This window comes from Saccharopolyspora sp. 7B, assembly GCF_020177435.1.
Classification (GTDB): Bacteria; Actinomycetota; Actinomycetes; order Mycobacteriales; family Pseudonocardiaceae; genus Saccharopolyspora_C; species Saccharopolyspora_C gregorii.
In genome coordinates, this window is sequence record NZ_JAIUKC010000016.1 from 1 (window position 1) to 23,726 (window position 23,726).

The following is a 23,726-nucleotide window of genomic DNA, read 5'->3' on the forward strand; positions in this document are numbered from 1 at the left end:
AAAAACCATATATTAAAAACCACCACCACCCCCCCCCCCCCCGCCCCCCGGCGGCGGGCCGGCAACCTGCCGCCCCCCCTCGGGGGGGGTGGCCCCCCCCCCCCCCCCCGCTGGTCAGGTGGGGCGGCGGGCCACCAGGTGCAACCGATCCCCCGCGAGCGACGTGCCGAGGGCCGCGTCGGCGTGCCAGGGCGGTTCCGTGCGCGGGCCGGGGTGGTCGAAGAGGTCGAGCACTTCGAACCCCGCTTGGTGCAGGATGCGACGCAGTTCTTGCGGGAAGAGCAGCCGCCAGGCGGAGCGTTGGGTGAGTTCCCGCTCGCACCCGGGCCAGTCCCACACCCGTTCTCGGCGCAGCAGCTGTTCGGCGTGGTCGATCCACAGCCGGGTCCGCGACCGGTACGGCACGCCTTCCCACTCGACGGTCCGCTCGCGAATTCCGTCGAGCAGTTCGGTGCTCCCGAGGAAGAATGCACCGTTGCGCATTTCGGCGACGAGCACCCCGCCGGGACGGAGATGGTCCCGGCACCGCCCGAGGAAGGAATCGAGTTCGTCGTTGGTGTGGCAGTAGAGGAATGCGCTGTCCAGGCAAGTGATCGCGTCGAACGTGCGATCCAGCTGGAATTCGCGCATGTCGCGCTGGTGGAAGGTGCCGTCGGGGCAGCGCGCCCGGGCGTGTTCGATCATGCGCGGCGAATTGTCGATCCCGGTGACGTGAAAACCGCTCCGGGCCCAGTGCGCGGCGTCGCGCCCCGTGCCGCACCCGATGTCGAGCAGTGCGCCGTGTCCGATGCCACGGCGGGCGAGGACGTCGAGCACGAATCGTGCGGCGAGGTGCTCGGGGTCGGGGAACTGCGCTTCGTACAGCCGGGGGTTGTCGGTCAGGAAGTTGGCGTCGACGCGCATGCGATCTCTCCTGGTCGCGGGGCGGGTTCCGGGCCGACGAGTCCACGGCGCTGCAGCAGGGCGACCGCGGCGGCGGAGACCAGTCCGAGCGCGAGGCACAGCGCGGACGGCGCCCACGGCGCGGTGGTCCCGGCGAGGTCGCTGATCCACCCGATGGCGGCGTTGCCCGCCGCGGCGGTCACCCCGGAGGCCAGGTAGAAGACCCCGAAGTAGGTGCCGGACAGCGAATTCGGCCCGAACGAGGGAATGAGGTCGTTGACGAAGGGTTGCGCCAGCATCAGCCCGGTGGTGAGCACGAGGGTGGCCAGCAGCACGGGGCCGAGCCGCAGCAGCACGCCGACCGGGTCGGGCACGGAGGTCGCGGTGGGCAGCGCGAAGCCGGCGACGAGGGTGGCGAGGAAGGCGATCCCCATCAGCGCCATACCTGCGGCGATGGTGCTCCCCCGGGACCACGTGCGCTGGAAGTACCGGGTGATCCGCACCTGCAGCAGCAGACCGGCCACTGTGGACACGATGAACACGGCGGCGACGGTGCCGCTGGATCCGGTGAGCCGGGCCGCTTCCATCGGCAGCACCAGGTACAGCTGGTTCTGCAGCGCGAACATCCCGGTCAGCGCGAGGGTGAACAGGAGGAACCGCTTGTCACCGAGCACGCCGCGCCAGTCGCCGAGCACGGTGCCGCGCGAGGGCGGCACGTCCCGGCGCGGCAGCACGGCGATCTGGGCGGCGGTGAGCAGTGCGAACACGAGCGCGGCGACGAGCGCGGACGTGGTGAACCCGATGAGGACGAGTGCGCTGCCGAGCAGCGGCCCGATCAGCGCCCCGGTGTTGGCGAACACGTTGAACAGCGAGAACGCTTCGGCTCGCCGCTCCCCCGCTTCGCGCGCGAGGTAGGCGCGCACCGCGGGGTTGAACAGCGCCCCGGCGAGTCCGCTGAGGACGGAGGCGGCGAGCAGCACGGGCAGCGAACTGCCGAGCGCGAACAACCCGAACCCGACGGTGCGCAGCGCGCAGCCGGCGATGATGACGCGACGCGCCCCGAGCCGGTCGGCGGCGCTGCCGCCGATGAGGAACAGCCCTTGCTGGCTGAGGTTGCGCACCCCGAGCACCACGCCGACGAGCGCCGCGGACATGCCGAGGTCGTGCCCGAGGTAGCCGGCGAGGTACGGGATGAGCAGGTAGAAGCCGATGTTGACGCCGAGCTGGTTGACCAGCAGCACCTGCACCGCGAGCGGGAAGCTCCGGATGAGCCGCCAGGTGGTCATGCCGCCACCTTCGGCCGCACGCCGAGCCCGGGCTCGCGGGTGATGTGCAGCGTCCCGCCGGTGCCGCCGATGCCGTCCCACGGGTCGTCGGCGAGCAGCAGGTGCCCGTCGAGGTCGATCCAGCGGGCGTGTCCGGCGAGGTGCACGGCGGGTGCGATGCCGAGGGAACTGGCGACGAGGCATCCGAGCATCACGTCGGCCCCGGCGGACCGCGCGGCGTCGATGATCTCGACGGCGGCGCGGATCCCGCCGCACTTGGCGAGTTTCACGTTGATCCCGTGCACGGTCGAGCCGAGCGCCCGGACGTCGGCGAGGGTCTGCGCGTCCTCGTCGGCGATCACCGGAATGGGGCTGTGCCGGGCGACGCGGCCGAGTTCGACGGGGTCGCCGGGCGGGATGGGTTGTTCGACAGCCGCGATGTCGTGCACGGCGAGGGCGTCGAGCAGGCGCAGCGCCTGCTCGGGTTCCCACGCACCGTTGGGGTCGAGCAGCAGTTGCGCGTCGGGGGCGGCGGCGCGGACGGCGGCGACCCGGTCCTGTTCGTCGGGGCCGTCGCCGAGCTTCACCTTGAGGACGCGGAATCCGCGGGCGGTGAGCTCGGCCGCGGTGCGCGCGGCGTGCTCGGTGCCGGTGATGCCGATGGTGCGGGCGGTCGCGGGCCCGCCGACGGGTGGTGCGCCGATGAGGTCCTGCACGGTCCGGCCGCTGTGCTGCGCGGCGAGGTCGTGGGCGGCGGCGTCGACGGCGCAGCGCACTCCCGGTTCGACGTCCGGCCAGTCGTCGATGCCGGCGAGGAGCTCGTCGGGTCCGGTGCAGCTCTCGACGTGCGGGCGCAGCGCGTCGAGCCGGTCGAGGATCCGCGGCACGTCGAGGTCGTAGTAGACGCTGGTGACGGCTTCGCCGTGCCCGGTGCGGCCGCCGTGTTCGAGGTCGATCCACACCGCGTCCCGTTCGTGCATGACGGAGCGGGAGATCCGGAACGGCTCGCGCAGCCGCAGGGTTCCGGTGCGTGCGCTGAGCTTCACGCGGGCACCTCCACCGATCCGGCGGGGTCGCGGACCGCGCGGCAGCGGGCCCAGCCGTGCACTTCGACCGCGGCCGGGTCGGCGATCTCGACGGGACGCGTCGCGGGTCGTCCGCCGAGCAGGCCGTGCTCCTGGCAGAACTCGTCGTCGAAGATCGTGTCGAGGTAGCGGTGCGGACCGTCGGGGAAGACGGTGGCGACGCGGGAACCGGGGTCGCGCCGCGCGGCCCACGCGGCGACGAGCGCGACCGCACCGGTGCTCCAGCCCCCGCTGACGAAGGAGTGGGCGGCGAGCCTGCGGCAGGCATCGACGGCCTCGGCCGGGCCGATCCAGTGCACTTCGTGGAATTCGGGGTAGGCGACGTTGCGGGGGAAGATGCTGCTGCCGAGTCCCCGCATGAGCCGCCGCCGCGCGGGCTGCCCGAAGATCGTGGATCCGACGGTGTCCACGCCGATCAGCCGCAGCCGCGGCCAGTGCCTGCGCAGCGTGCGGATGACGCCTGCGCTGTGCCCACCGGACCCGACGCTGCACACGAGGGTGTCGGCGGTGCCGAGCTGGGCGACGAGCTCTTCGGCGAGCCGCTCGTACCCCGCCGGGTTGTCCGGGTTGTTGTACTGGTCGGGCCAGTAGGAGCCGGGCAGTTCCGCGCACAGCTCGTGCACCCGGTCCAGCCGGGCCTGCTGCCAGCCGCCGACGGGGTGCGGGTGGTCGACGACCTCGGTGCGGACGCCGTGGGCGCGCAGCAACGACCGCATGCTGCGTTCCAGTTCCCGGTCGACGACCAGCACCACGGGGTGGCCGAGGGCTTGGCCGGCGAAGGCGAGTCCGACACCGAGGGTGCCGCTGGTGGATTCGACGACGGGCGCGCCGGGCCGGAGTTCCCCGCGGGCACGGGCCCCGCGCAGCATGGACATGGCGGCGCGCGCCTTCATACCGCCCGCGCCGAGGCATTCGAGCTTCGCCCAGAATCCGGGGTGGTGGTCCGGCAGCGGGGTGCTGACCCTGCTGACCGGGGTGTCGCGCATCAGCTCCAGCAGGTCCGGGTTGGGGGTGCGGGCCGGGCTCGTGCTCACGTCGATCAACGGGGGTCCTTCCCGGTCGGGGTGATCGGGGCGCGGTGGCGGTAGATCGAGCCGGGGCCGCCGTCGAGCCAGAAGAACGGGTAGGGCTCGGCGGAGACGGCGGTGACGCCGGATCCGATGAACCACGGCAGGATCGCGCTCGCGGTCTGGGCGAACATGACCAGCGGCTTTCCGGTGGCGCGCACGTGTTCCAGCAGCGGCGCGAACGTGTCGCCCGCCGCGAGCATCCCGGTGGCGAGCACGGCATCGCAGCCACCGACGGCGGCCATGGCGTCGCCGACGATGGGCTCGTCCCATTCGGTGCTGCCGCCCTTGCGGTCGCAGGGGACGTAGTCGAGGTCGCGGTGCCGGAGCCGGTGCAGCAGCGAGTTCACCACCCCGACCACGAGCACCCGGTTCACCTGGTCCGGCAGCAGGTCCACGACGAGTTCGGCGCGCTGCAAGGACTTCCGCAGCGAGTTCCCGCGCTCCAGCGCGACCTGCTCGGCGTGCTCGTGGTGCGGGAACCGCCACATCAGGTAGGCGTCCAGCGCCGCGGTGCGCACCGCGGGAAGCGGGTGCCGCAGCAGCCGCCCGACGGGGGCGCCGACACAGTCCACGACCTGCTCGTCGGTGAGTTCCCCGGGTTCCACCGCGCAGGAGCCGACGGCGTCCTCGACGCGGAGGCTCAGCACGTGGTTCCGGTAGGAGCGGCCACGCCCGGAATGGCGGACGCCTTGCTGGGTGAGGAAGCCGACGCTCACCTCCGCTTCGCCGACCTCGTCGCCCGCGAACCCCTCGCCCACGGCCGCCGCGAACCCGTCCAGTGACAGGAAGGCGTCCTTCATGTGGTGACCAGATCCTCGGCGTAGACGACTTCCAGGGAGCCGACGGCCGCCTCGGCGCGAGCCCGCGCGGCCCCGGGTGCCGGGTCGGTGGCCATCACGTGGCCGAGGTAGTTGTTGTTGCTGGTCGCCGCGCCTGCCACGTGCCCGGGTTCCTTGACGACGCTGTCGACGACGCCCTCGGTCCCGGCGAGCCGCTCGGCTCCGGCGATGTGCCGGATCGGGCCGGTGCGCGGCGGCAGCAGGAACGAGATGGCCGCGCTGCCCGCACCGGTGGCGTGCGGCGCCAGGTCGGGCTGTTCGCCGGCGGCGAGCCGGGCGTGCACCGCGGGCAGGTCGATGCCGGTGACGCGGCGGATCAGCTCGGTGATCTGGTTGCCCGCGGGACGCGGGTTGACCTCGACGATGCGCGGCCCGTCGGGGGTGAGCTTGAGCTCGGTGTGGGTGGCCGTGTTGTCGAGGCCGAGCGCGGCGATGGCGTCGACGGCGATCGAGGTGGCGGCTCGTTCGGTGGCGGCGTCGAGGGCGGCGGGGAACATGTGCCCGGTCTCGACGAACCAGGGTGCGCCGCCGACGCTCTTGTCGGTCACGCCGATGACGGTCGTTCGTCCGTGGGAGGTGACGGCTTCGACGCTCACTTCCGGCCCGGTGAGCAGTTCCTCCAGCAGCACGGTGGGGCTGCGGCGCTGGCCGCGGGCGTTCACCGGGAAGCCCTCCAGGTCACGAACGGCCTCGGCGAGTTCGGCTTCGTCGGACACCTTGCGCACGAACATGCCCGCGCACAGGTCGACCGGTTTGACCACGAGCGGGAAGCCGAGGGCGACGGCCGTTTCGCGCAGCCCGGACGCGCTGTCGGCGAGCGCGAACGCGGGCCCGGGAACTCCCGCTTCGCGCAACGCCAGCCGGGTCCGGTCCTTGTTGCAGGCCAGCTCCACCGCTTCCGGCGGAGATCCCGGCAGGCCGAGGTGCCGCGCGAGGTGCGCGACCGCGCCCAGGTAGTAGTCGCAGGAGGTGAGCACGCCGTCGAACCGGAGCGCGGGCTGCAATTTCGCCACGTGCTCCACGAGGGACGGCACGTCGTTGGTCTCGGCGGTGAGCACGTTCTGCGCGCCGAGCAGCGGGTGGGCGCCCGGCCGGTTCCAGGCACGCAGGTAGTGGTGCACGTCCCGGGTGAGGAAGCTGAAGCGGTGGCCTCCGTCCCGGATACCTCTGGGCAGCAGGGTGCTCATCGCCCCGACCCAGCTTTCCACCATCAGCAGGTGACCCACTCCGACTCCTCCGCATGGTTTACCACTAGCGGACGGTAACGATAATCATGTTCAATACTCCTTCGCAAACCCCATTCAGGTAGCACTGGAGTCACTCAGCGTGTTCATCTCGCGTCGCGGCGGCACCATCCCGCTGCTCACCCTGCTGCTCGCCGCACTCGCGCCCGCGCCCGCCGCCATGGCGGCGCCCGACCCCGGATTCGGCACCTGCCCGGACGGAATCACCGACGATCCATCAGTCCAATGCGGACACTTGCGGGTCCCGCTCGACCACGCCGCCCCCGACGGGCCGAGCATCACCCTCGCCCTCACCCGCATCCCCGCCAGCGGCACACCCGAAGAACGACGCGGCGCACTCCTCGTCAACCCCGGCGGACCCGGCGGCACCGGCACCGACTACGCCGAGAGCAAACGCGCCAAACTCCCCACCGCCGTCCAACGCAGCTACGACATCATCGGCTTCGACCCGCGCGGCACCGGCCGCAGCGCCCCCGTCGACTGCGGACCCGCCGGCGGGCTCTACCAGCACCCCCGGCCCGATCCGGTGCCCACCGATCCCGAACAGGAGCGCGCCCACCTGCGCGGACTCCGCGCCATCGCCGACGATTGCGCGCGCGGCATCGGGGCCGCGCTCGGCCACATCAACACCACCAACACCGCGCACGACATGGAACGGATCCGGCTCGCACTGCGCGAACCGCGGCTCAACTACCTCGGCGTCTCCTACGGCACCTACCTCGGCGCCGCCTACGCCGCCCACCACCCCCGGCACGTCGGCCGCATGGTGCTCGACAGCGTCGTCAGCCCCGACGACTGGCACGACTTCGACACCCGCCAAGCCCTCGCCATGATCGAACAACGCGACGCGCTCTTCGACTGGATCGCCGCCCGGCCCGGGCTCGGACTCGGCCACGACCGGCGCACCGTCCGGCAGCACTACCTCGACACCCGCGCCGCACTCCCCCACGACACCTTCGGCCCCGACGAATTCGACCGCGTCGTCTACCGCACCCTCTCCCGCACCGAACGGTGGGAACCCTTCGCACAAGCCCTCAGCCACTACGTCCGCACCGGCGACGACACCGCGCTGCGCCCTGCCGAACCCGACGACCACAACTACGAATCCGCGCTGCGCACCATCAAATGCGCCGACAGCACCCGACCCCGGCCCGCCGACGTCATCGGCAGCATCCGCGCGCTGCGCGCCGTCGACCCCCAACCCATCCTCACCGGGCTCGAAGCCGCCACCTGCGCCTACTGGGCGCCGCCCCGCGAACCCACCCGGCTCGGGCACCCCGACATGCCACCTGTGCTGCTCACCCAAGCCGAACACGACCCGACCACGCCCCTCGACGGCGCGCGGCGCATGCAACGACGGCTCCCCGGATCCAGCCTCGTCGTCCTCGACGGCAGCCGCTCCCACGGGGCCTTCGCCAGCCAACGCGACGACTGCCTCGACTCGGCTGCGGGGCGGTACCTGGTGGAGGGGGTGGTGCCGGGGGTGGAGAAGCACTGCCCCACCCACCCCGCACCGTGAGAGAAAGGGAACCTTCCGGTCACCGGTGACAGGAAGGTTCCCTTGCTCGCTCCGTCATCGGCCGTACGGGAACTGTCCGCCCGGCCACTGGTACGGGCTCTGCACCCCGGGGCGCTGCGTGGTCGTCTCCGGCTCCGAGTCCCGGACGCTTCCCAACGTGACTTCGACCGGATGGGCATTGCCGCCCTGCGCGTCGCCGACGGTGAGAACCACCTTCCCGCCAGGCTCGCTGGAACCGATCTGGGCGATCAGATCCGAGAACGCGCTGACCGCTTTGCCGTCCACCTCCAGGATCGTGTCCCCCTGCCGGAGCCCCGCCTTCTCCGCCGCGGAACCCGCGCTGACAGTGCTGATCACGGCATTGCCGGACTCGCCATCCGTGCCCGTGACACCGAGCTGCGGCTTCATCGCCGCCCCCGATTCGATGATCTCGCCGGCGACCCTGCTCGCCGTGTCGATCGGAATCGAGAAACCCAACCCGATGTTGCCCGCGCTGGATTCACCCGAGGTGTTCGACTGGATGCTCGAGTTGATCCCGATCACCTGCCCGTCGAGATTCACCAACGGCCCACCCGAATTACCCGGGTTGATCGACGCATCCGTCTGGATTCCGTTGTATACGACCGCCTGGCCGTCGTCCGACGACACCTCCACCGTACGGTCGAGCGCACTCACGATGCCCGAAGTGACCGTGCCTTCGAGCCCCAGCGGCGAACCGATCGCCACCGCGGTCTGCCCGACCGCCAGGTTCGAGGACTTGCCCAACTCCGCTGCGGTGAGCCCGTCGACACCAGCCAGCTTGATCACCGCCAAGTCGTACGACGGGGCCGTCCCGACGACCTCACCAGCCGACTTCTTCCCATCCGGCAGGGTGACGGAAATATCTCCGCCGCTGCTCACCACGTGGTTGTTCGTCAACACGTAACCATCGGCGGTCAGCACCACTCCCGTTCCCTCCGCGCTGCCGGAACGCGACGACACCGCGATGTCCACGGTGCTCTTCGACGCCTTCTCCGCCGCGAACTGGACGGTTCCGCTCTGCGAACTGACCTGCGCGCCGACGGTGGAATCGTGCTGGTTCAACACCGGCGATCCCGAGCTCCCGGACGTTCCCAGCAACAAACTTCCGCCGAATCCGGCAGCACCACCGACGAGTCCGGCGAGCAGCGCTACGACGACCGTGCCCGCCGAAACACCGCCGAGGCGTGGTCTCCGCTCACTCGAGAACCCGGTCGGCTGCTGACCTTGAGGAGTAGCCGATTCCCACGGTGCCGAGGTCGCGCCGCGACCACCTCCCGACGGCACGTCCGCTGCGAACCGGTCCCCTGCGCCTGCGAAATCGTTGTCAGCCATGAGCCGACAGTGCTCCACCAGGCTGAGAACAAGCTTTGCGTTGCCTGGTGATTCGCCCTCAACCCATCCGCGATCAACTACGGAGCAAGGGAACCTTCCTGTCACGGGCAGCAGAAAGGTTCCCTTGCTCCTTCTGCTTCGCGGGGTGCGAGTGCCGCCGACACACCGACGAATGCGCGAGCCCCCACGTCACCCGACATGACCGATAGTGATCACATGTCATCGACAGTGATCAGCAAGGATGCTCCGCATTCCGCTCCGCGACGCGTGTTTCACGTCGCCGAACTGGCAAGGCTCGGCGTCTCGCAATCGACCAGCTACCGGCGGGGACGCGCCGACGGACCATGGACGCGTCTGCTCCCCGGAATCGTCCTGGTCATGCCGGGCCCGCCCACCGCAGACGATCTGATAGCGGCTGCACTACTACGTGCCGGCCCGTCCGCCACGGTCACGGGCATGCACGCGGCACGGATGCACGGTCTCGAAACGCCGGACGAGAACGCTCCGGTCCACATCCTCATCCCGCACACCAAGAAGATCCAGAGCAGCGAACTGGTCAGGTTCGAACGCACCACGCGCCCGCCGCCACCGGTCATCATCGACGACATTCCGGTCGCCCCCGCGCCTCGGGCCGTCATGGATGCCGCCCGTACCTGGCAGTCCCGCCGATCGACGGAGGCATTGCTCGTGGAAGCGATCCAACGGGCGCCGGAATGTTCGCCACGGGCCCTCAACGAGGAAATGGAACACGGCTCTCGGCGAGGAACCGGGTTGCCACGGGAGATCCTCCGGGCGATGACCGCCGACGTCCGTTCCATCGCTGAACTCCGAGCTTTCGAGTTGCTCAAAAGTGCCGACCTGCCCGATCCCTCATGGAACACATCGCTGTTCGATCCCGACGGGCGTTACGTCGGCATGCCCGACGCCTGGTTCGACGACGTCGGCCTCGCCGTCGAATTCGACTCGTTCGCATACCACTCGTCGCGGGCCGATTTCGCCGCTACGACACGGCGGAACACCCGGTACGCGGCACACGGCGTGGCAGTCGTGCAGATCTTGCCCGTCGACGTCATGCAGAGACCTGACGAGGCTCTCGCCGCCATCGGACGAGCGTATCGAGCCGCGACTCTGAGACCACGTCCCAACGTTCTCGTCCGCGCCATCGCCGAAGGAGCTTGATCCGAACGATAGGTGAAAACGGACGCCTACCCGGAGGGCAACAGACGCCTCCGGGCATCTCGCATGCCCAAACCGCGCGGGCTACCTGCAATCCCTCACGAACGACCTCCGTGCAGGAGCAAGGGAACCTTTCTGGCACAGATGACAGGAAGGTTCCCTTGCTCCAAAACAGATCAGTTGGGAGTCAGGGCGGTCTTCCCCACTCGTTCCGGCTTCCCAGAGCTGTCGACGACCCCCGCAGGCACCGGACGCGCCCGCGGATACCAGGTCGCTGCGACATCCCAGGCGGCTTCGATGAGCGCCGCGGAGTGGGCGAACGAGTAGGGCGAGAGTCCCACCGTGGCGGGCGCGGGCAGGATGTACAGCTCGCATCGCGTGGAGTTGAGCTGCACGTCGAGTCGTGCCGCGTTGAGCATCGCCGCTCCGAGCGCGGCGCCGCTGACCCCGCTGACCGACCGGGGCGGGATCGTAGGCGTCGAGGGACTGGTGACGATGTGGCCGCCGCGTTTTCCAGGCCGGTGTTCGAACGGTTCGGTTCCGCCGCACGGGAGTACGAAGACCCGTTCCGCGCCGAGCTCGACGGCCCTGCTGATCGGCATGAACGCCGCGACACCACCGTCTACCAGCCACCGGTCGTTGACACGGAACGGCGGAAAAAGCCCGGGGATGGAACAGGATGCGACGAGCGGCGGCAGCACCGGCCCGTGGTCGAAGTAGACGGCGGTGCCGGTGTCGACGTCGGTCGCGGTGACGGTGAGCGGGATCGCGGTTTGCTCGAAGGTTCGGTACGGGAGGGTTCGGTGCAGCCAGCGCGCCAGTCCGGTGCTGGTCATCAGGTGGTTGGTGATGCCGAGCTTTCCGGCGAGTATGCGCGCGGGTTGGATCGGGAAGATGTCGGAGCGCCGCATGGAGCTCCACACCGCGCGCAGGCTTTCCGCTCCGCCGCCGGAAGGGTCACCGGCGAGCCAGGCGGCGTTCAGCGATCCCGCCGAGGTGCCTACTAGGAGGTCGGGTTCGACGCCGGCTTCGAACAGCGCCGTGGCGAGGCCTGCTTGGACGGCTCCGAACGTCGATCCGCCAGGAAGCACCCAAGCTGTGCGCATGAGCGTCACCCTCTCTGCTCGTCGTGCGGTCGAGGCTAGCCGGAGTTGCGGGATGAGCGCTTCAGCTGTCTCCGGGGTCACCGCGTCGGCGCCATTGCTTAACCTGACCGCGGTGCTTCTTGGCGGCGATGCGCCGACGTCGTGATCCGGCTGTGGGTTTGGTGCGGCGACGGGTCGGCGGCTCGGGTGCGACGGCGTCGGCGAGCAGTTGTGCGAGGCGTTCCCGCGCTGCGGTGCGGTTGAGCAGCTGGCTGCGGTGTTCGGATGCGGCGATGGTGATGGCACCGTCGACCAGCCGGGATTCCAGCCGGGCGAGCGCCCGGTGGCGTTCTCGTTCGGGCAGGCTGGAGCCGGCCAGGTCGAAGGTGAGCTCGACGCGGGAGTCGGAGGTGTTGACGTGTTGACCGCCGGGCCCCGAGGAACGCGAGAACCGTTCGGACAACTCGGCTGCCGGCACGGTCAGCCTGGGGGTGATGCGCAGATCTTCGGGCACCGTCCCAGCATGGCCGCACCGGCGGCGTTCAGGCCAGCTGCAGCCAGTTCGCGGAGTCGCACGTCCGCCGCGACGCCCGCACCGAGGCGGCGAGGTCGCGCAGCACTGCCGCGGTGTCGTCCCAGCCGAGGCACGCGTCGGTGATGCTCTGCCCGAACCGGAGCGGGCGTGCAGCCCCGATGTCCTGCCTGCCAGGGACGAGGAAGCTCTCCACCATCACCCCGCGGATCGCTGCCGTACCGCTTGCGATCTGGTCGCCGACCGCGGCGACCACCGACGGCTGCCTGGTGTGGTCCTTGCCGCTGTTGCCGTGGCTGGCGTCCACCACCACTGCTGGTGGCACGCCTGCCGAGCGCAGTTTGCCGACGGCTTTCCGCACGGACGTGGCGTCGTAGTTGGGTCCGGTCGCACCGCCACGCAGGATGATGTGCGCAGCCGGGTTCCCGGTGCTGCGCACCCAGGTCACGGCGCCGTCCGCCCCGGAGGCGAGGAAGCTGTGCGGGTGCCGGGCGGCGACGATGGCGTCGACCGCTGCCTGCAGCGAGCCGCTGGTCCCGTTCTTCATGCCGATCGGCATCGGCAGCGCGCTGGTCAGCTGGCGGTGCACCTGGCTTTCCACCGTTCGCGCGCCGATCGCTCCGTAGCTGATCAGGTCACCGAGGTAGTCCGGCGCGATGGGGCTGACCCATTCGGTCGCGGTCGGAAGATCCAGGTCGGCGAGTTCGAGCAGTAATCGGCGGGAGGTGCGCAATCCCGTCTCGATGTCGGCGCTGCCGTCCAAGCCAGGGTCGGCGAGCAGCCCGGTCCAGCCGACCGTGGTGCGTGGCTTTTCCAGGTAGGCGCGCATCACCACGAAGATCTCGTCGCTGAGTTCGGCTGCGAGTCCGCGCAGGCGGCTCGCGTACTGCCGCGTCGCCGCGGCGTCGTGCAGCGAGCAGGGGCCGACCACGGCGAGCACCCGATCGTCTTCGCCGGCGAGCACTTCCGCGATCGACCTGCGCCAATCGGCGATCTTGCTCGTGGCCGCCTGATCGACCGGCAGCTCGGCCGACAGCGCGGCCGGCGAGGTGACCGCTACGACGGATCCTCCGGACATGGGCACGACGTCGATCGACGGGTGCTCGGACATCCCACCTCCCATAACCAGGTAAGCCTAACCTAATTTGATCGCCGTGCGGTGTGAGGAAGGGAACCTTTCTGCCACCGGTGGCAGAAAGGTTCCCTTCCTCATCTCCGCAATCCTCTTCAGGGAGTGCTGGTCCAGCTCGCCACCCCACCCGGCACCGGCGCGTCCGGGTCGTAGGGAGTCCGGGTGAAGATGAACGTGTTCAGATCCAGATGGCTGACGTTCCCGTCGGCGGACCGGCCGATCCGGAGTTCCTCACCGGAGTAATAGCCATCCAGACCGATCCACCGCCCTTCGTGATCCCGGCGGAAGCGAGAAGCCCGGCCGCGTCCCTGCCACGGCACCAGATCCAGCAGACCGTCGGGCAGGATCCGGAGCACGTACGGCGAAGGTCCCCAGAACCACTGCCCGGTCAGCTCGAGCAGTCCGGCCTCAACCTCGGCTCGAGGTACCCACGGCTCGGGGATGCGCGGTTCGTGCGCTTCCAGCAGGTCGAGCAGGTCGGTCACCAGCGCCGAGGAAACACCCGCCGTGGTGTTGGCCATGAAGATGATCCCGGTTCGATCAGCAGGATCGGCCATGACGGTAGCGAGGAACCCCGGCATGGATCCGGTGTGCCCGGCGAGCCTCCGCCCCTGATGCCTGATCAGCTGCAGCCCGAGCCCGTACCCGGCACGCCAGACGTCCCCGTCGTCGACCGCGCCCGCAGCTCGCATCTCGGCGACCGTGTCGGGGTGCAGCACGTCAGCGGTTTCACCGGCGACGAAACGAGCCCACCGGAGCATGTCGTCCACGGTCGACCACAGCTGGCCCGCGGGCGCCATGGCACCACCGTCCTCGGCGGGCTCCGGCAGCAGCACGTCGGCCCACGGATGGACCGCCCACCCCTGCGCGTGGGGCGCCTCGGGGTGGAAGGTGGTCCTGGTCATCCCCAGCGGTTCGAGGACCTCCTGCCGGACCGACTCGTACCAAGAACGACCGCGCAGCCTGGCGACCAGCTCGCCGAGCACGCCGAACCCGGTGTTGGAGTAGTGGAACCCGTGCCTGGGCGGTGGCCGGATCGCCTGTTGGTCGACACCGGCGAGCAGCTCTTCGACCGGGCCGCCTTCGGTGCGTTCCCACCAGTCCCCGGCGGGCTCCGCGCTCATGCCGCTGGTGTGCGAGAGCAGGCGGGCGATGCTGCGATCGCCGACGGCGGTGCCCGGGACGTGTTGGTCGAGCTTGTCCTCCAGGTTGAGCAAGCCCTCGTCGCGGAGCCGCAGTACAGCGACGGCGACGAGCGATTTGGTGATGGACCCGATGCGGTACTGCGTGTCCGAGGTGGGTGCCGCCCCGGCTACCAGGCCTCGGCTGCCCGTCCAGAGCGTTTCGCCGTCGCGGACGATGCCGGCGATCAGCGACGGCACCCGGTTCTGGCTCTGCTCGACAGCCAATCGCCTGAGCAGCGCTCGTTCGGTGGAAGGCAGCAAGCTCGTCATGGCGCCCATGCTGTCACGGACATCAGGTGAGCAAGGGAACCTTCCTGTCACTGGTGGTAGGAAGGTTCCCTTCCTCTCGTGGAGGGGACGTGGGGTGGTTGGCAGGATGGGACCTGTGGGCGATCGGGTTGATGTTCGTGGCGTGCTGAGTTTCCTCGGGTTGACCTACGCGGTGACGTGGGCGCTGACCCTTCCGATGTGGGTCACGGGGACGGGGTTGACCTGGGAGTGGGCTCCGCTGCTGCTCGTGGTCATGATGTTCGTGCCCGCCTTGTCCGCGGTGGTGGTCACGAAGTGGATCAGTCCGCGGCCTGCGCCGCTGCGCGAGTTGGGTGTCACCGGTGCGGGCGGCCTCCGGAAGTGGTGGGGGCGTGCGCTGCTGGCCTGGCTCGGTCCGCCGGTGCTGATGTTGCTCGCACTGCTGCTGGGCGCCTTGTTCGGCGTGTACCAGGCGGATTGGACCGGGTTCTCGGGGCTGTCCGAACAGCTCGGCGTGGTGGGCGAGAACGCGCCGTCAGCGCCGTCGCTGGCGCTGATCCAATTGGCCCAGGTGTTCTTCCTCGGCTGGTTGAACGTGATTCCCGCGGCGGGCGAAGAAGTGGGCTGGCGCGGCTACCTGACGTCGGCGTTGTTGCCGTTGGGTCAGCCGGGCGCGTTCCTGGTGACGGGCGTCCTGTGGGCCCTGTGGCACGCTCCGCTGCTCGTTCTCGGCTACAACTACCCGAACGCCCCGGTGGTGGTCGCCTTCATCATGATGGGCTGCTTCTGCAGCTTGCTGAGTGCGCTCCTGGGGTGGCTGCGGTTGTCGGCGGGCAGCGTGTGGCCTGCGGCGATCGCGCACGGTTTCGTGAACGCGGCCGCTGGTTTCGGCGTTCTGTTCAGCGCTGCGGGCAGCCCGGTGAACAACGTGACGTCGGGGCTGCTCGGCTGGTCCGGCTGGATCGTGCTCGCGTTGGCGATCTTGGTTCTGGTGCTGCTGGGGAAGCTCCCGGTCCCGCCGCCGGACGAGGAGCCCGGCTTGACCCGCGGCGTTCGCAGGCTCAGCCGTCGCTGAGCGACCGAGGAGTGAGCACCGGAACCGGCGCCGGCACGAGCGCGCGGAAGGGAACCTTCCTGTCACGTCGGCGATGAAGGGAACCTTCCTGCCACACCTGCGGCGAAGGTGCCGTCTCCCGCCACGTCGATGAGAAAGGGAACCTTCCGGTCACCTCCGCGGTGAAGGGAACCTTCCTGTCACCGGGCGGGGCCGAACGTGCGGAGGGGCCGCCCGCACGATGTGGACGGCCCCTCCCCGATCAGATGGCGATCACGGCGCAGGCGGTGGCCCACCGGGAAGCGGTGCCACGGGCAGGTCCTGGTGGATCCTGTTCATGGCGTCGAACCAGGTCCGGGCGGGCACCTTGCCACCGAAGATGTTGCCGTCGCTGCACAGGAACGGCGGTGCGTCGCCACCCGCGTCGCAGATGCCGCGGGGGCGCGATCCGTCGGCGTAGGTGAGCACCGCTCCGGCCATCTGCGGGGTCGCGGCGAGGAACGCGGCGGACTTGCTCTCCTGGGTGGTCCCGGTCTTGCCGATCATGGGCCGGGTCCAGCCGGCGGCCGTGGCCGCGGCCTTGGAGGTGCCTTCGGTGTCGTCCTTGCTCATGCCTTGCGCGAGCTGACCCGCGACTTCCGGCGAGATCGCCTGTTCGCAGGCCGCTTCCTTGATGGGGACGTCATTGCCGTTGCGGTCCTGGATCTCTTCCAGCGGCGTCGGCGGGCAGTAGGTGCCGCCGCTCATGATGGTGGCGGCCACGTTGGACAGTTCGAGCACGCTGGTGGGCGTGTAGCCGAGGGTGAAGGCGCCGCGCTTGTTCTTCTTGACGGCTTCGGCTTGGGCGGGCCCGTTGGAACCGTCCTTTTTGAGGGTGGAGCCTGCGCTGTTCACCCCGTTCATCCCCTGCCGCAGGCCGAGCCGGGAAGCCATGTCGACGACGTTGTTGAGCCCGACCTTCTCCTGGAGCGCGACGAAGCCGGTGTTCGGCGAGGTCGCCAGCGCCATCTGCAAGGTGCGGTCCCCCGGCTGGACGCCTTCGGCGTTGCCGACGGTGTAGGGGTTGGTCCCGTTCTTGTAGACGCGGGACGTGTAGGTGGCGGGCACCGGCACGTTGTCCGCGATGGTCATGCCCTGTTCGAGCGCGGTGGCCGCGGTGAACACCTTGTAGATCGAGCCGGCGCCGAACGGCTGCACCCGGCTGACGATGTCGTACGCGGTCTGCCCGGCTGCGGGATCGTTGCCGAAGTCGCGGTTGGCGACGAGCGCGCGGACCTTGTGCTTGTCGGTGCCGGGTTCGACGACGGCCATGGCGTTGGCGATGCCGTCGGTCTGGGTGGGCACCTGCTTCTTGGCGGCTTCCTTCGCGGCGTCGCTGGCGTTGCGGTCCAGCGTGGTGCGGATGGTGTAGCCGCCGGTCTCCAGCTCGTCGTCGTCGATGCCGGACTTCTCCAGGTAGTGGCGCACGTATTCGCAGAAGAACCCGTCGGTGGTGCCGTCCCCGATGCCGACGCAACCGTTCGGCGGGCGACCCAGCTGCGGGGTGAGCCCGAGCGGCTCCTCCTTCGCGACCTTGGCGTCCTCTTCGCTGATCCGGAGCCGGTTGTGCGGGTCCGTCATGAGGTCGATGACGAGGTTCCGGCGTTCCATCGCCTCGTCCGGATTGGTCCGCGGGTTGAGCGATCCGGGCTGGTTGACGATGGCGGCGAGCAGGGCGGACTGCGCGATCGTCAGCTTGTCCGGGGTGGTGCCGAAGTAGGTCTGGGCGCCCGCGCCCACGCCGAAGGTCTGGTTCCCGACCGGCACCACGTTCAGGTAGCCGGTGAGGATCTCCTCCTTGGTCATGGTGCGTTCGAGCTCGACGGCGATCTTCGCCTCGCGCAGCTTCCGCGCGATCGTCGTCTCCTTGGCCTTCTCCGCGTCGACCTCGTTCTGCGCGACCACGTGCACCAGGTAGTTCTTCACGTACTGCTGGGTGATCGTGGACGCGCCCTGGGCGGTGCCACCGGTGCTGACGTTCTTGGCGAGGGCGCGGACGGTCCCCTGCCAGTCGACGCCGTCGTGGTTCCAGAAGCGCTTGTCCTCGACAGCGGTGATCGCGGCCTTCATGTACCCGGAGATCTGCTCGGGCTTGGTCTCGACCCGGTAGTCCTTGAAGAAGTGCGCGATGGGCTCGCCGTCCTTGTCGGTGACCACCGACACCTGCGGCATGTCCCGCTTGGCGAGCGAGCTGGACATGCTCGACATCGCGTCGGTGGCCTGGTTGACCACCGCTCCAGCGCCGGTGGCCATCGGCATCATGAGGAACGCCACCAGCACACCGGCCAGTACGCACAGCCCGAACATCTTCAACAGCACGCCGCTGCGCACGCCTGCCCCAATCACCGCATGTCCATGACGACCTGATCTCGACCGCTGACCGCAGGCCCGGGTAGGTGCGCCAGGGCGGCGGTTCCGAACGTTCCGGGAGACGCGGCGGCTCTGCCGTGAGATCGCCGAACCTGCTCCATCGGTCCCTTCGTTGATATCACACCGGCTGGTCGGCGCCGACCTCCGGCCGACCTTCCGGAACCGGCGTTCCCCCTGGCACTGCGAGGAAAATCCGCCGTGCGGCGCAACCGCCCCATACCTCCGCCATCGGACATCACGACCAGCGGTCCCCGGGGACGAGCGACGTGCGCCCGATCCGCCGGAACGAGCACGCCGCCCGTGATCGGCCGACTACACTGGGGTTCGACTAACCGTGCGGAGGGGCTGATGGTCGACCCGTTCTTCGATTCGCTGGCGAACGCGCTCGGCGGGCAACTCGCCGTCGCGCTGGGCACCGCCGCGCAGGGCGCGCTGGCCAAGGTGCGGAGCTTGCTGCGGCGCCGCGGCGACTCCGACCCGGAGACGATGGCCGCGCTGACCGCCGCCGAGCAGCCCTCGGCGGGCGAACCGCAGATCAAGGCCTTGGCGGAACGGCTGGACCGGGTGGCGCAGGACGACCCCGAGTTCGACGCGGAGGTGCGCGCGACGGGCAGCAGCGTGCATGTGGAGCTGTCCGCCTCGCAGAGCCGCGTGGTCAACCAGAACTCCGGCGAGGTGCGGACCCTCGTGCAGACCGAGCAGATCAACGGCGACATCACGTTCAACTGAGCCGCCGCCCGCGGATTCAGCCCTGGCGGTCCGCTCGGTCGAGCTCGGCCAGGTAGCGGTTGTACTCGGCGAGCTCCGGATCCTCGTCCGCGTCGACCGAGCGCGCCGGCGGGGGCACCAGCGGACGTCGTCGCGGCCGGGCGTCCTCCGCCGCCGGGGTCTCGGGTTCCGAGGCGGGTTCGGGCACCGCGACCGGCGCGTCCTGGCCGCCGCGCAGCTCCATCCGGATCAGCCAGACCCACATGCACACGGTGAACACGCCGAACAGCGGCCACTGCAAGGCGTAGCCGAGGTTCTGGAAGCTGCCGCCCGCCTCGTGCGCCCGGTCCCACTGCCACCACGCGAGGAAGCCGGTGGCGATGGCCGCCGCCACGAACAGCGCGTGCAGCAGCAGCCAGCGCGGGGTCAGCATCCGTCTCACGCCGACGATTCTAGGCGTCCCGCGGCGCGGGTCGTCAGGCGCGCGGGCCGGGGGCGGTGATGGCGAACAAGGGAACCTTCCTGTCACCGCGGGGCGGACGTCGTGCGGCGGTGCCGCCTTGAGCTGCGCCGACGCGTCCGAGCATGCGTTCCGGGCCTCCGTGCGAGGAAGGGAACCTTCCTGTCATCTCCGCGCGGAGGGGAACCTTCCTGCCACACCGCAGGGCATGACTCACCGGCGTGGGCCGGTGCGAGCAAGGGAACCTTCCTGTCACCCCGCCTCGGCGCCGGGGTTCATTCGGTGAGTTCGTGCAGCATCCGCTGCGCCTCGGCGAGCTGTCGTTCGAGCTGTTCGACGCGCTCCCGCTGCTGTTCCCGGGCGGCTTCCAGCAGTGGTTCGACGGCGGCCGCGACCTCTTCGTGCAGGGATTTCGCGGCTTGCGCCACGGCGGAGGTGGACACGGGGGTGGGCCGCAGCACGCGCTTCTTGCCGGTGCTGACTTCGACGTTCCACTGTCCGGCCTGGTCCGCGGTGAGGATCACGGTGGCGCCGGCGGGCGGTTTCGGCTTGCGCCGGTTCGCCGCCGGGGCGGATTTCGAGGTGTCGTCGGCGGCGGGCGCCGGCTTGGTGGCCGGTTGCGGTTCGCGGGTCTTCGCGGCCGGTTGCGGCGTGGCGGGCTGCGGTTCGGGCGCGGTGACCGCGGCTCGCGGTGGTTCGGGAGTGCGGGCGGCGGCGACGGGTTGCGTTTCCTTGCGCTTGCGCGGCGGTTTGACGACGGTCACCTCGGCGGCGGAGAAGGACAGCACGTCCTTGGACCCGGCCGGGCGGATCTGGATGAAGTCGCCTTCGGCCGGGTCGTCGAGGGCGACGACCTTGCCGGAGCGCCCTTCGGGCACTCCGACGGCGGTGGCGGTGAACCACACGGTCGGCGTGCCGCCGGAGGTGAGTTCGTCGCGGAGTCCGCTGATCTCGTCGGACGTCAGCGTGCGGGCCTGTGGCATCGGAGCCCCTAGCTCAGGGTGCGCCCCGTCCTCCGGCCCCACACCGGGTGAAGTCAGCCGGGGCTGTTCCAGCAATGACGGACCCGACTATATCGAACGCCCGTGCGAACCATCAACGGTGCCCGGGCGCGGCGGTGACCTCGAAGTCCGCCGGGTCGGCCTTGCGGGTGCGCAGCCAGTAGTTCCAGGTGAAGCCGGGCCAGATGGTGCGGTTGACGCCGTTGACGTCGAGGTACCAGCTCTGGCAGCCACCGGCGGACCAGACGGCCCCGCCGAGCTGGTGCTGGATCCTGTCGTTGAACTCGTCCTGCACGGATTGGCGCACGTCGACCTGGTCGACGTCGCCGCGCAGGATCGGCCGCAGGCAGCTGAGCACGTAGTTGATCTGCGATTCGATCATGAACACGACCGAGTTGTGCCCGAGGCCGGTGTTCGGGCCGAGCAGGAAGAACAGGTTGGGGAAGCCGGAGACGGTGATGCCCAGGTGCGCCTGCATGCCGTTCTTCCAGGCGTCCTGCAGCTTGCGCCCGCCGCGCCCGACGATCTCGAGGCGGTCGAACGCGTCGGTGACGTGGAATCCGGTGCCGTAGATGATGGCGTCGACGGGGTGTTCCTCGCCGTCGCCGGTGACGATCGAGTTCTCCTTGACCTCGGCGACGCCGCTGGTGCGCAGGTCGACGTTGGGCTTGTTCAGCGCCGGGTAGTAGTCGCTGGAGAGCAGGATCCGCTTGCAGCCCATGGAGTAGCGCGGGATGACGGCTTCGCGCACCTGCGGGTCGCGCACGACGCTGCGGATGTAGCGCTTGGCGAGGTGTTCGGAGATCTTCCCCAGCAGTTTGCTGCGCAGCACGGCGACGGAGCGGAGTTCGAGGACCCAGTAGACGGCGGCGCGCGCGATGCGCTGCGCGAACGGGATGCGGCGGAACAGCGTGCGGATGCTCCGCGGGATCTCGCGGTCGGGCTTGGGCTGCACCCACGGCGGGGTCCGCTGGAACAGGTGCAGCTTGGCGGCCTGCTCGGCGACCCGGGGCACGAACTGGATGGCGCTGGCGCCGGTGCCGATGACGGCGACCCGCTTGCCTTCGAGGTCGTAGTCGTGGTTCCACTGCGCGGAGTGGAACACCTCGCCCTGGAAGCGCTCGATGCCGTCGACTTCCGGATAGCTGGGGATGTGGAGGGCGCCGACGCCGGAGACGAGCGCGCGGCCGACGTACTCGGTGCCGGAGGCGGTGCGCACGTGCCAGTTGCGGCGGTCTTCGTCGTACTCGGCGCCGGTGAACTCGACCCCGTAGTGGATGTGCTCGCGAATGCCGTACTTGTCGGCGCAGTGCTGGAGGTAGTCCCAGATCTCCTGCTGCTGGGCGAACAGCCTGGACCAGTTCGGGTTCTGCTCGAAGGAGAACGAGTACATCAGCGACGGGACGTCGCAGGCGCAGCCCGGGTAGGTGTTGTCGCGCCAGGTGCCACCGAGGTCGTCGCTCTTCTCGAGCACGATGAAGTCGTGGATGCCCGCTTCCTTGAGCTTGATCGCCGTGCCGATGCCGGCGAACCCGGTGCCCACGATGACGACGGACGTGTCGTACCGCTGTGCCGACGCCTGTGTCATTCCAGCCCTCCCTGATCAGCCACCTACTTCCAAGTAGCCTACTATGAGTAAGTTACCTCCGGTAGGGTTCGGTGGACCGATTCTCGATAAGGTCGGAGCCGTGAACGTGCAGCACGCCGACGACCACTCCGCCCCGGCAGGACGACGCAAACGCCTCCCCCGGGCGGAGCGGGAGCAGCAGATACTGGCCGTCGCCGAGCAGGTGTTCGCCACCAACGGCTATCAGGCCAGCTCCATGGACGACATCGCGAACCGGGTCGGGCTGTCCAAACCGATGCTGTACGAGTACTTCGGCTCCAAGGAAGGGCTGCTGCTCGCCTGCGTCGAACGCGCCCGGCGCGAACTGCTCGAGGCCACCACCGAAGCCGCTGCCGGAGCCGGCGAGAACGCCCACCAGCTGCTGCACGACTGCCTGCTCGCCTTCTTCCGCTTCAGCGACGAGCACGCCCAGTCCTGGGCGCTGCTGCGCACCGAAGCCGCCATCCCGCTCGCCACCGTCAACACCGCGCTCGAAGCCACCCGGCAGCAGCAGACCGACCTCACCGCCCGGCTGCTCGAAGCGTCCCGGCCCGACCTGGACCAGGTGCAGCTGGAAGCCTTCGCCGAATCGATCATCGGCGCGTGTGAGCGGCTCGCGCTCTGGCGCGAGAAGCGCTCCGAGATCACCGCCGAAGAGGCCACCCGGCACCTGATGGCCCTGATCAGCCCGAGCCTCGTCGCGCAGGCCTGAACCAGCCCGCACCTCCCTCCGCAGGACGAGCGGGCCAAAACCACTCGATCGAGCGGCATCCCCTATCGGGGGATCAAGGTCGGTTCGCAAAACGCCGATGTGGAGCGCGTTGATCGTCTGGAGTTGGCGCATGACCCGATCGGGTCGTCGGCACCCGCACCGGGCGGCTTCACGAGGTTCCCGTCCCGGCACCGCACCCCGGCGCCGGGCCGGGAACCGAGCCCCACCCGCGACACCAAGGAGAACTGATCTTGCGCCCCTGGACCACGCGCACCCTGCAAGCAGCCGTCGTGGCTGCGGGATTCGCCGCAGTCGGGGCAGGCACCGCCTCGGCAGCGCCCACTCCCGACCTGGCCAAGCCGGACCTGTCCACGGTGCCCGACACCATCGGTGCCACCGTGCCGGTGAACGCCTGCAGCGCGCAGGACGCTCCGGGTTTCAACAGCACCAAGGCGCCCTGCGTCGACGCGCAGCTGCGCGCCGAAGCGCCGAACGTCGTCAAGCAGGTCGGCGCCGACATCGTCACCACCACGCACGGCGTGGCCGGTGAGCTCCGCGACGGCAAGCAGCTCGACGAAGCCAAGCTGACCCGCATCTCGCAGCACATCGGCGACGAGCGGCTCCGGGTCGAAGGGCTCACCAAGACCCGCCCGACCATCGGTTTCGACGTCGAGCCGCGGCACACCGGCATCGTCGACTCGCACGCCCCCGGCGGGGGATTCCTCAAGGGCGAGATCGGCCCGCGGCAGCCCGACCACCAGGGCGTGTCCACCGGGGACACCGCGGTCGCGCTCACCGCCGCGCAGGGCTACACGGTGGGCCCGGCGGCCCGGCCCGACGGACTGCTCAAGCACGACTTCCGCGGTGGCGACCTGCCGAGGGTCGGCGACGTGGTGCCCGCCGCGGGCAAGGTCGCCGACATGACCAAGGCCGACGAGCTCACGTCCGTGCCCGGGCAGGTCGTGCACGGCCTCGCCACGGGGCTGCCGCAGCTGCCCGTACAGCGCTGACCTGAGAACGGGCGCGCCGCGGCGCGCACCGAACGCGAAAAGGGGGGCCCCGCCCCGGGGGGGGCCCCGGGGGGGGGGGCCCCGCGGGGGGGGGGGGGGGGGGCGGGCGACGCTGGGGCAGGGCGGCCGAGCTGGCGGGGGCGGGGAGGAG

The 23,726-nt window shown here is 70.0% G+C and carries 21 protein-coding genes; 6 read left to right on the forward strand and 15 right to left on the reverse strand.

What is annotated here, in order from left to right:
• Positions 1-114: 114 nt before the first annotated feature.
• Genes LCD33_RS03600 through LCD33_RS03625 form a run of 6 tightly spaced genes read right to left on the reverse strand, consistent with a single transcriptional unit; the run spans position 115 to position 6,367 of the window.
• Positions 115-903, reverse strand: a complete 789-nt coding sequence (locus LCD33_RS03600; protein ID WP_224960633.1) for a trans-aconitate 2-methyltransferase — start codon at positions 901-903, stop codon at positions 115-117.
• Entirely contained in the window at positions 879-2,168 is a 1,290-nt protein-coding gene (locus LCD33_RS03605) for an MFS transporter (RefSeq protein ID WP_224960631.1), read from the reverse strand. Before LCD33_RS03605 ends, LCD33_RS03600 begins: the two co-directional genes overlap by 25 nt.
• Positions 2,165-3,193 (reverse strand): dipeptide epimerase, encoded by a 1,029-nt coding sequence (locus LCD33_RS03610; protein WP_224960630.1) that lies wholly within the window; start codon positions 3,191-3,193, stop codon positions 2,165-2,167. The genes LCD33_RS03605 and LCD33_RS03610 overlap by 4 nt, the downstream gene beginning before the upstream one ends.
• Entirely contained in the window at positions 3,190-4,218 is a 1,029-nt protein-coding gene (locus LCD33_RS03615) for a PLP-dependent cysteine synthase family protein (RefSeq protein ID WP_224960634.1), read from the reverse strand. The genes LCD33_RS03610 and LCD33_RS03615 overlap by 4 nt, the downstream gene beginning before the upstream one ends.
• A 53-nt stretch (positions 4,219-4,271) precedes the next feature.
• A complete protein-coding gene (locus LCD33_RS03620; RefSeq protein ID WP_224960627.1) occupies positions 4,272-5,102 on the reverse strand; it encodes a hypothetical protein in 831 nt (276 codons plus the stop codon).
• Entirely contained in the window at positions 5,099-6,367 is a 1,269-nt protein-coding gene (locus LCD33_RS03625) for an ATP-grasp domain-containing protein (RefSeq protein WP_224960626.1), read from the reverse strand. The genes LCD33_RS03620 and LCD33_RS03625 overlap by 4 nt, the downstream gene beginning before the upstream one ends.
• Positions 6,368-6,467: 100 nt before the next feature.
• On the opposite strand from LCD33_RS03625, the gene LCD33_RS03630 reads away from it, so the two are divergent.
• The gene (locus LCD33_RS03630; protein WP_224977507.1) at positions 6,468-7,904 is read left to right on the forward strand and encodes an alpha/beta hydrolase; all 1,437 of its coding nucleotides are present in this window, start codon (positions 6,468-6,470) and stop codon (positions 7,902-7,904) included.
• A gap of 54 nt (positions 7,905-7,958) precedes the next feature.
• Here the strand turns inward: LCD33_RS03630 and LCD33_RS03635 are convergent, their stop codons facing one another.
• Complete coding sequence (locus LCD33_RS03635; RefSeq protein WP_224958324.1) at positions 7,959-9,257, reverse strand: S1C family serine protease; 1,299 nt, start codon at positions 9,255-9,257, stop codon at positions 7,959-7,961.
• Between the two features lie 216 nt (positions 9,258-9,473).
• On the opposite strand from LCD33_RS03635, the gene LCD33_RS03640 reads away from it, so the two are divergent.
• Positions 9,474-10,436, forward strand: coding sequence for a hypothetical protein (locus LCD33_RS03640; protein WP_224967047.1), 963 nt, complete (start codon positions 9,474-9,476; stop codon positions 10,434-10,436).
• A 173-nt stretch (positions 10,437-10,609) separates the two neighbouring features.
• Here the strand turns inward: LCD33_RS03640 and LCD33_RS03645 are convergent, their stop codons facing one another.
• The 4 genes from LCD33_RS03645 to LCD33_RS03660 all read right to left on the reverse strand — a co-directional run bounded on the left by LCD33_RS03645 (position 10,610) and on the right by LCD33_RS03660 (position 14,636).
• Positions 10,610-11,539, reverse strand: a complete 930-nt coding sequence (locus LCD33_RS03645; protein WP_224977510.1) for a patatin-like phospholipase family protein — start codon at positions 11,537-11,539, stop codon at positions 10,610-10,612.
• 61 nt (positions 11,540-11,600) lie between these two features.
• A complete protein-coding gene (gene arfB, locus LCD33_RS03650) occupies positions 11,601-12,032 on the reverse strand; it encodes an alternative ribosome rescue aminoacyl-tRNA hydrolase ArfB (protein WP_224967048.1) in 432 nt (143 codons plus the stop codon).
• A gap of 28 nt (positions 12,033-12,060) precedes the next feature.
• Positions 12,061-13,161 carry a 3-deoxy-7-phosphoheptulonate synthase gene (locus LCD33_RS03655; RefSeq protein ID WP_224967049.1) on the reverse strand — a complete coding sequence of 367 codons (1,101 nt, stop codon included), beginning with the start codon at positions 13,159-13,161 and terminating at the stop codon, positions 12,061-12,063.
• Positions 13,162-13,277: 116 nt separating this feature from the next.
• Complete coding sequence (locus tag LCD33_RS03660; RefSeq protein ID WP_224967050.1) at positions 13,278-14,636, reverse strand: serine hydrolase; 1,359 nt, start codon at positions 14,634-14,636, stop codon at positions 13,278-13,280.
• Between the two features lie 106 nt (positions 14,637-14,742).
• On the opposite strand from LCD33_RS03660, the gene LCD33_RS03665 reads away from it, so the two are divergent.
• Positions 14,743-15,690: a CPBP family intramembrane glutamic endopeptidase gene (locus LCD33_RS03665; protein ID WP_374228408.1), complete on the forward strand. Its 948-nt coding sequence runs from the start codon at positions 14,743-14,745 to the stop codon at positions 15,688-15,690.
• Between the two features lie 252 nt (positions 15,691-15,942).
• Here the strand turns inward: LCD33_RS03665 and LCD33_RS03670 are convergent, their stop codons facing one another.
• Positions 15,943-18,015, reverse strand: coding sequence for a transglycosylase domain-containing protein (locus LCD33_RS03670; protein WP_224958326.1), 2,073 nt, complete (start codon positions 18,013-18,015; stop codon positions 15,943-15,945).
• A 411-nt stretch (positions 18,016-18,426) separates the two neighbouring features.
• On the opposite strand from LCD33_RS03670, the gene LCD33_RS03675 reads away from it, so the two are divergent.
• A complete protein-coding gene (locus tag LCD33_RS03675; protein ID WP_224967052.1) occupies positions 18,427-18,807 on the forward strand; it encodes a hypothetical protein in 381 nt (126 codons plus the stop codon).
• Positions 18,808-18,823: 16 nt separating this feature from the next.
• Here LCD33_RS03675 and LCD33_RS03680 read toward each other — a convergent pair whose 3' ends face one another.
• From LCD33_RS03680 to LCD33_RS03690, 3 genes are all read right to left on the reverse strand, one after another.
• Complete coding sequence (locus tag LCD33_RS03680) at positions 18,824-19,219, reverse strand: hypothetical protein (RefSeq protein ID WP_224958325.1); 396 nt, start codon at positions 19,217-19,219, stop codon at positions 18,824-18,826.
• Between the two features lie 302 nt (positions 19,220-19,521).
• Entirely contained in the window at positions 19,522-20,229 is a 708-nt protein-coding gene (locus LCD33_RS03685) for a DUF6319 family protein (RefSeq protein ID WP_224958315.1), read from the reverse strand.
• A 112-nt stretch (positions 20,230-20,341) separates the two neighbouring features.
• The gene (locus LCD33_RS03690) at positions 20,342-21,835 is read right to left on the reverse strand and encodes an NAD(P)/FAD-dependent oxidoreductase (RefSeq protein WP_224967053.1); all 1,494 of its coding nucleotides are present in this window, start codon (positions 21,833-21,835) and stop codon (positions 20,342-20,344) included.
• Positions 21,836-21,935: 100 nt separating this feature from the next.
• On the opposite strand from LCD33_RS03690, the gene LCD33_RS03695 reads away from it, so the two are divergent.
• On the forward strand, positions 21,936-22,565 hold the full coding sequence (locus LCD33_RS03695) for a TetR/AcrR family transcriptional regulator (protein WP_224958313.1): 630 nt from the start codon (positions 21,936-21,938) through the stop codon (positions 22,563-22,565).
• 290 nt (positions 22,566-22,855) lie between these two features.
• On the forward strand, positions 22,856-23,575 hold the full coding sequence (locus tag LCD33_RS03700) for a hypothetical protein (protein ID WP_224977509.1): 720 nt from the start codon (positions 22,856-22,858) through the stop codon (positions 23,573-23,575).
• Positions 23,576-23,726: the final 151 nt, after the last annotated feature.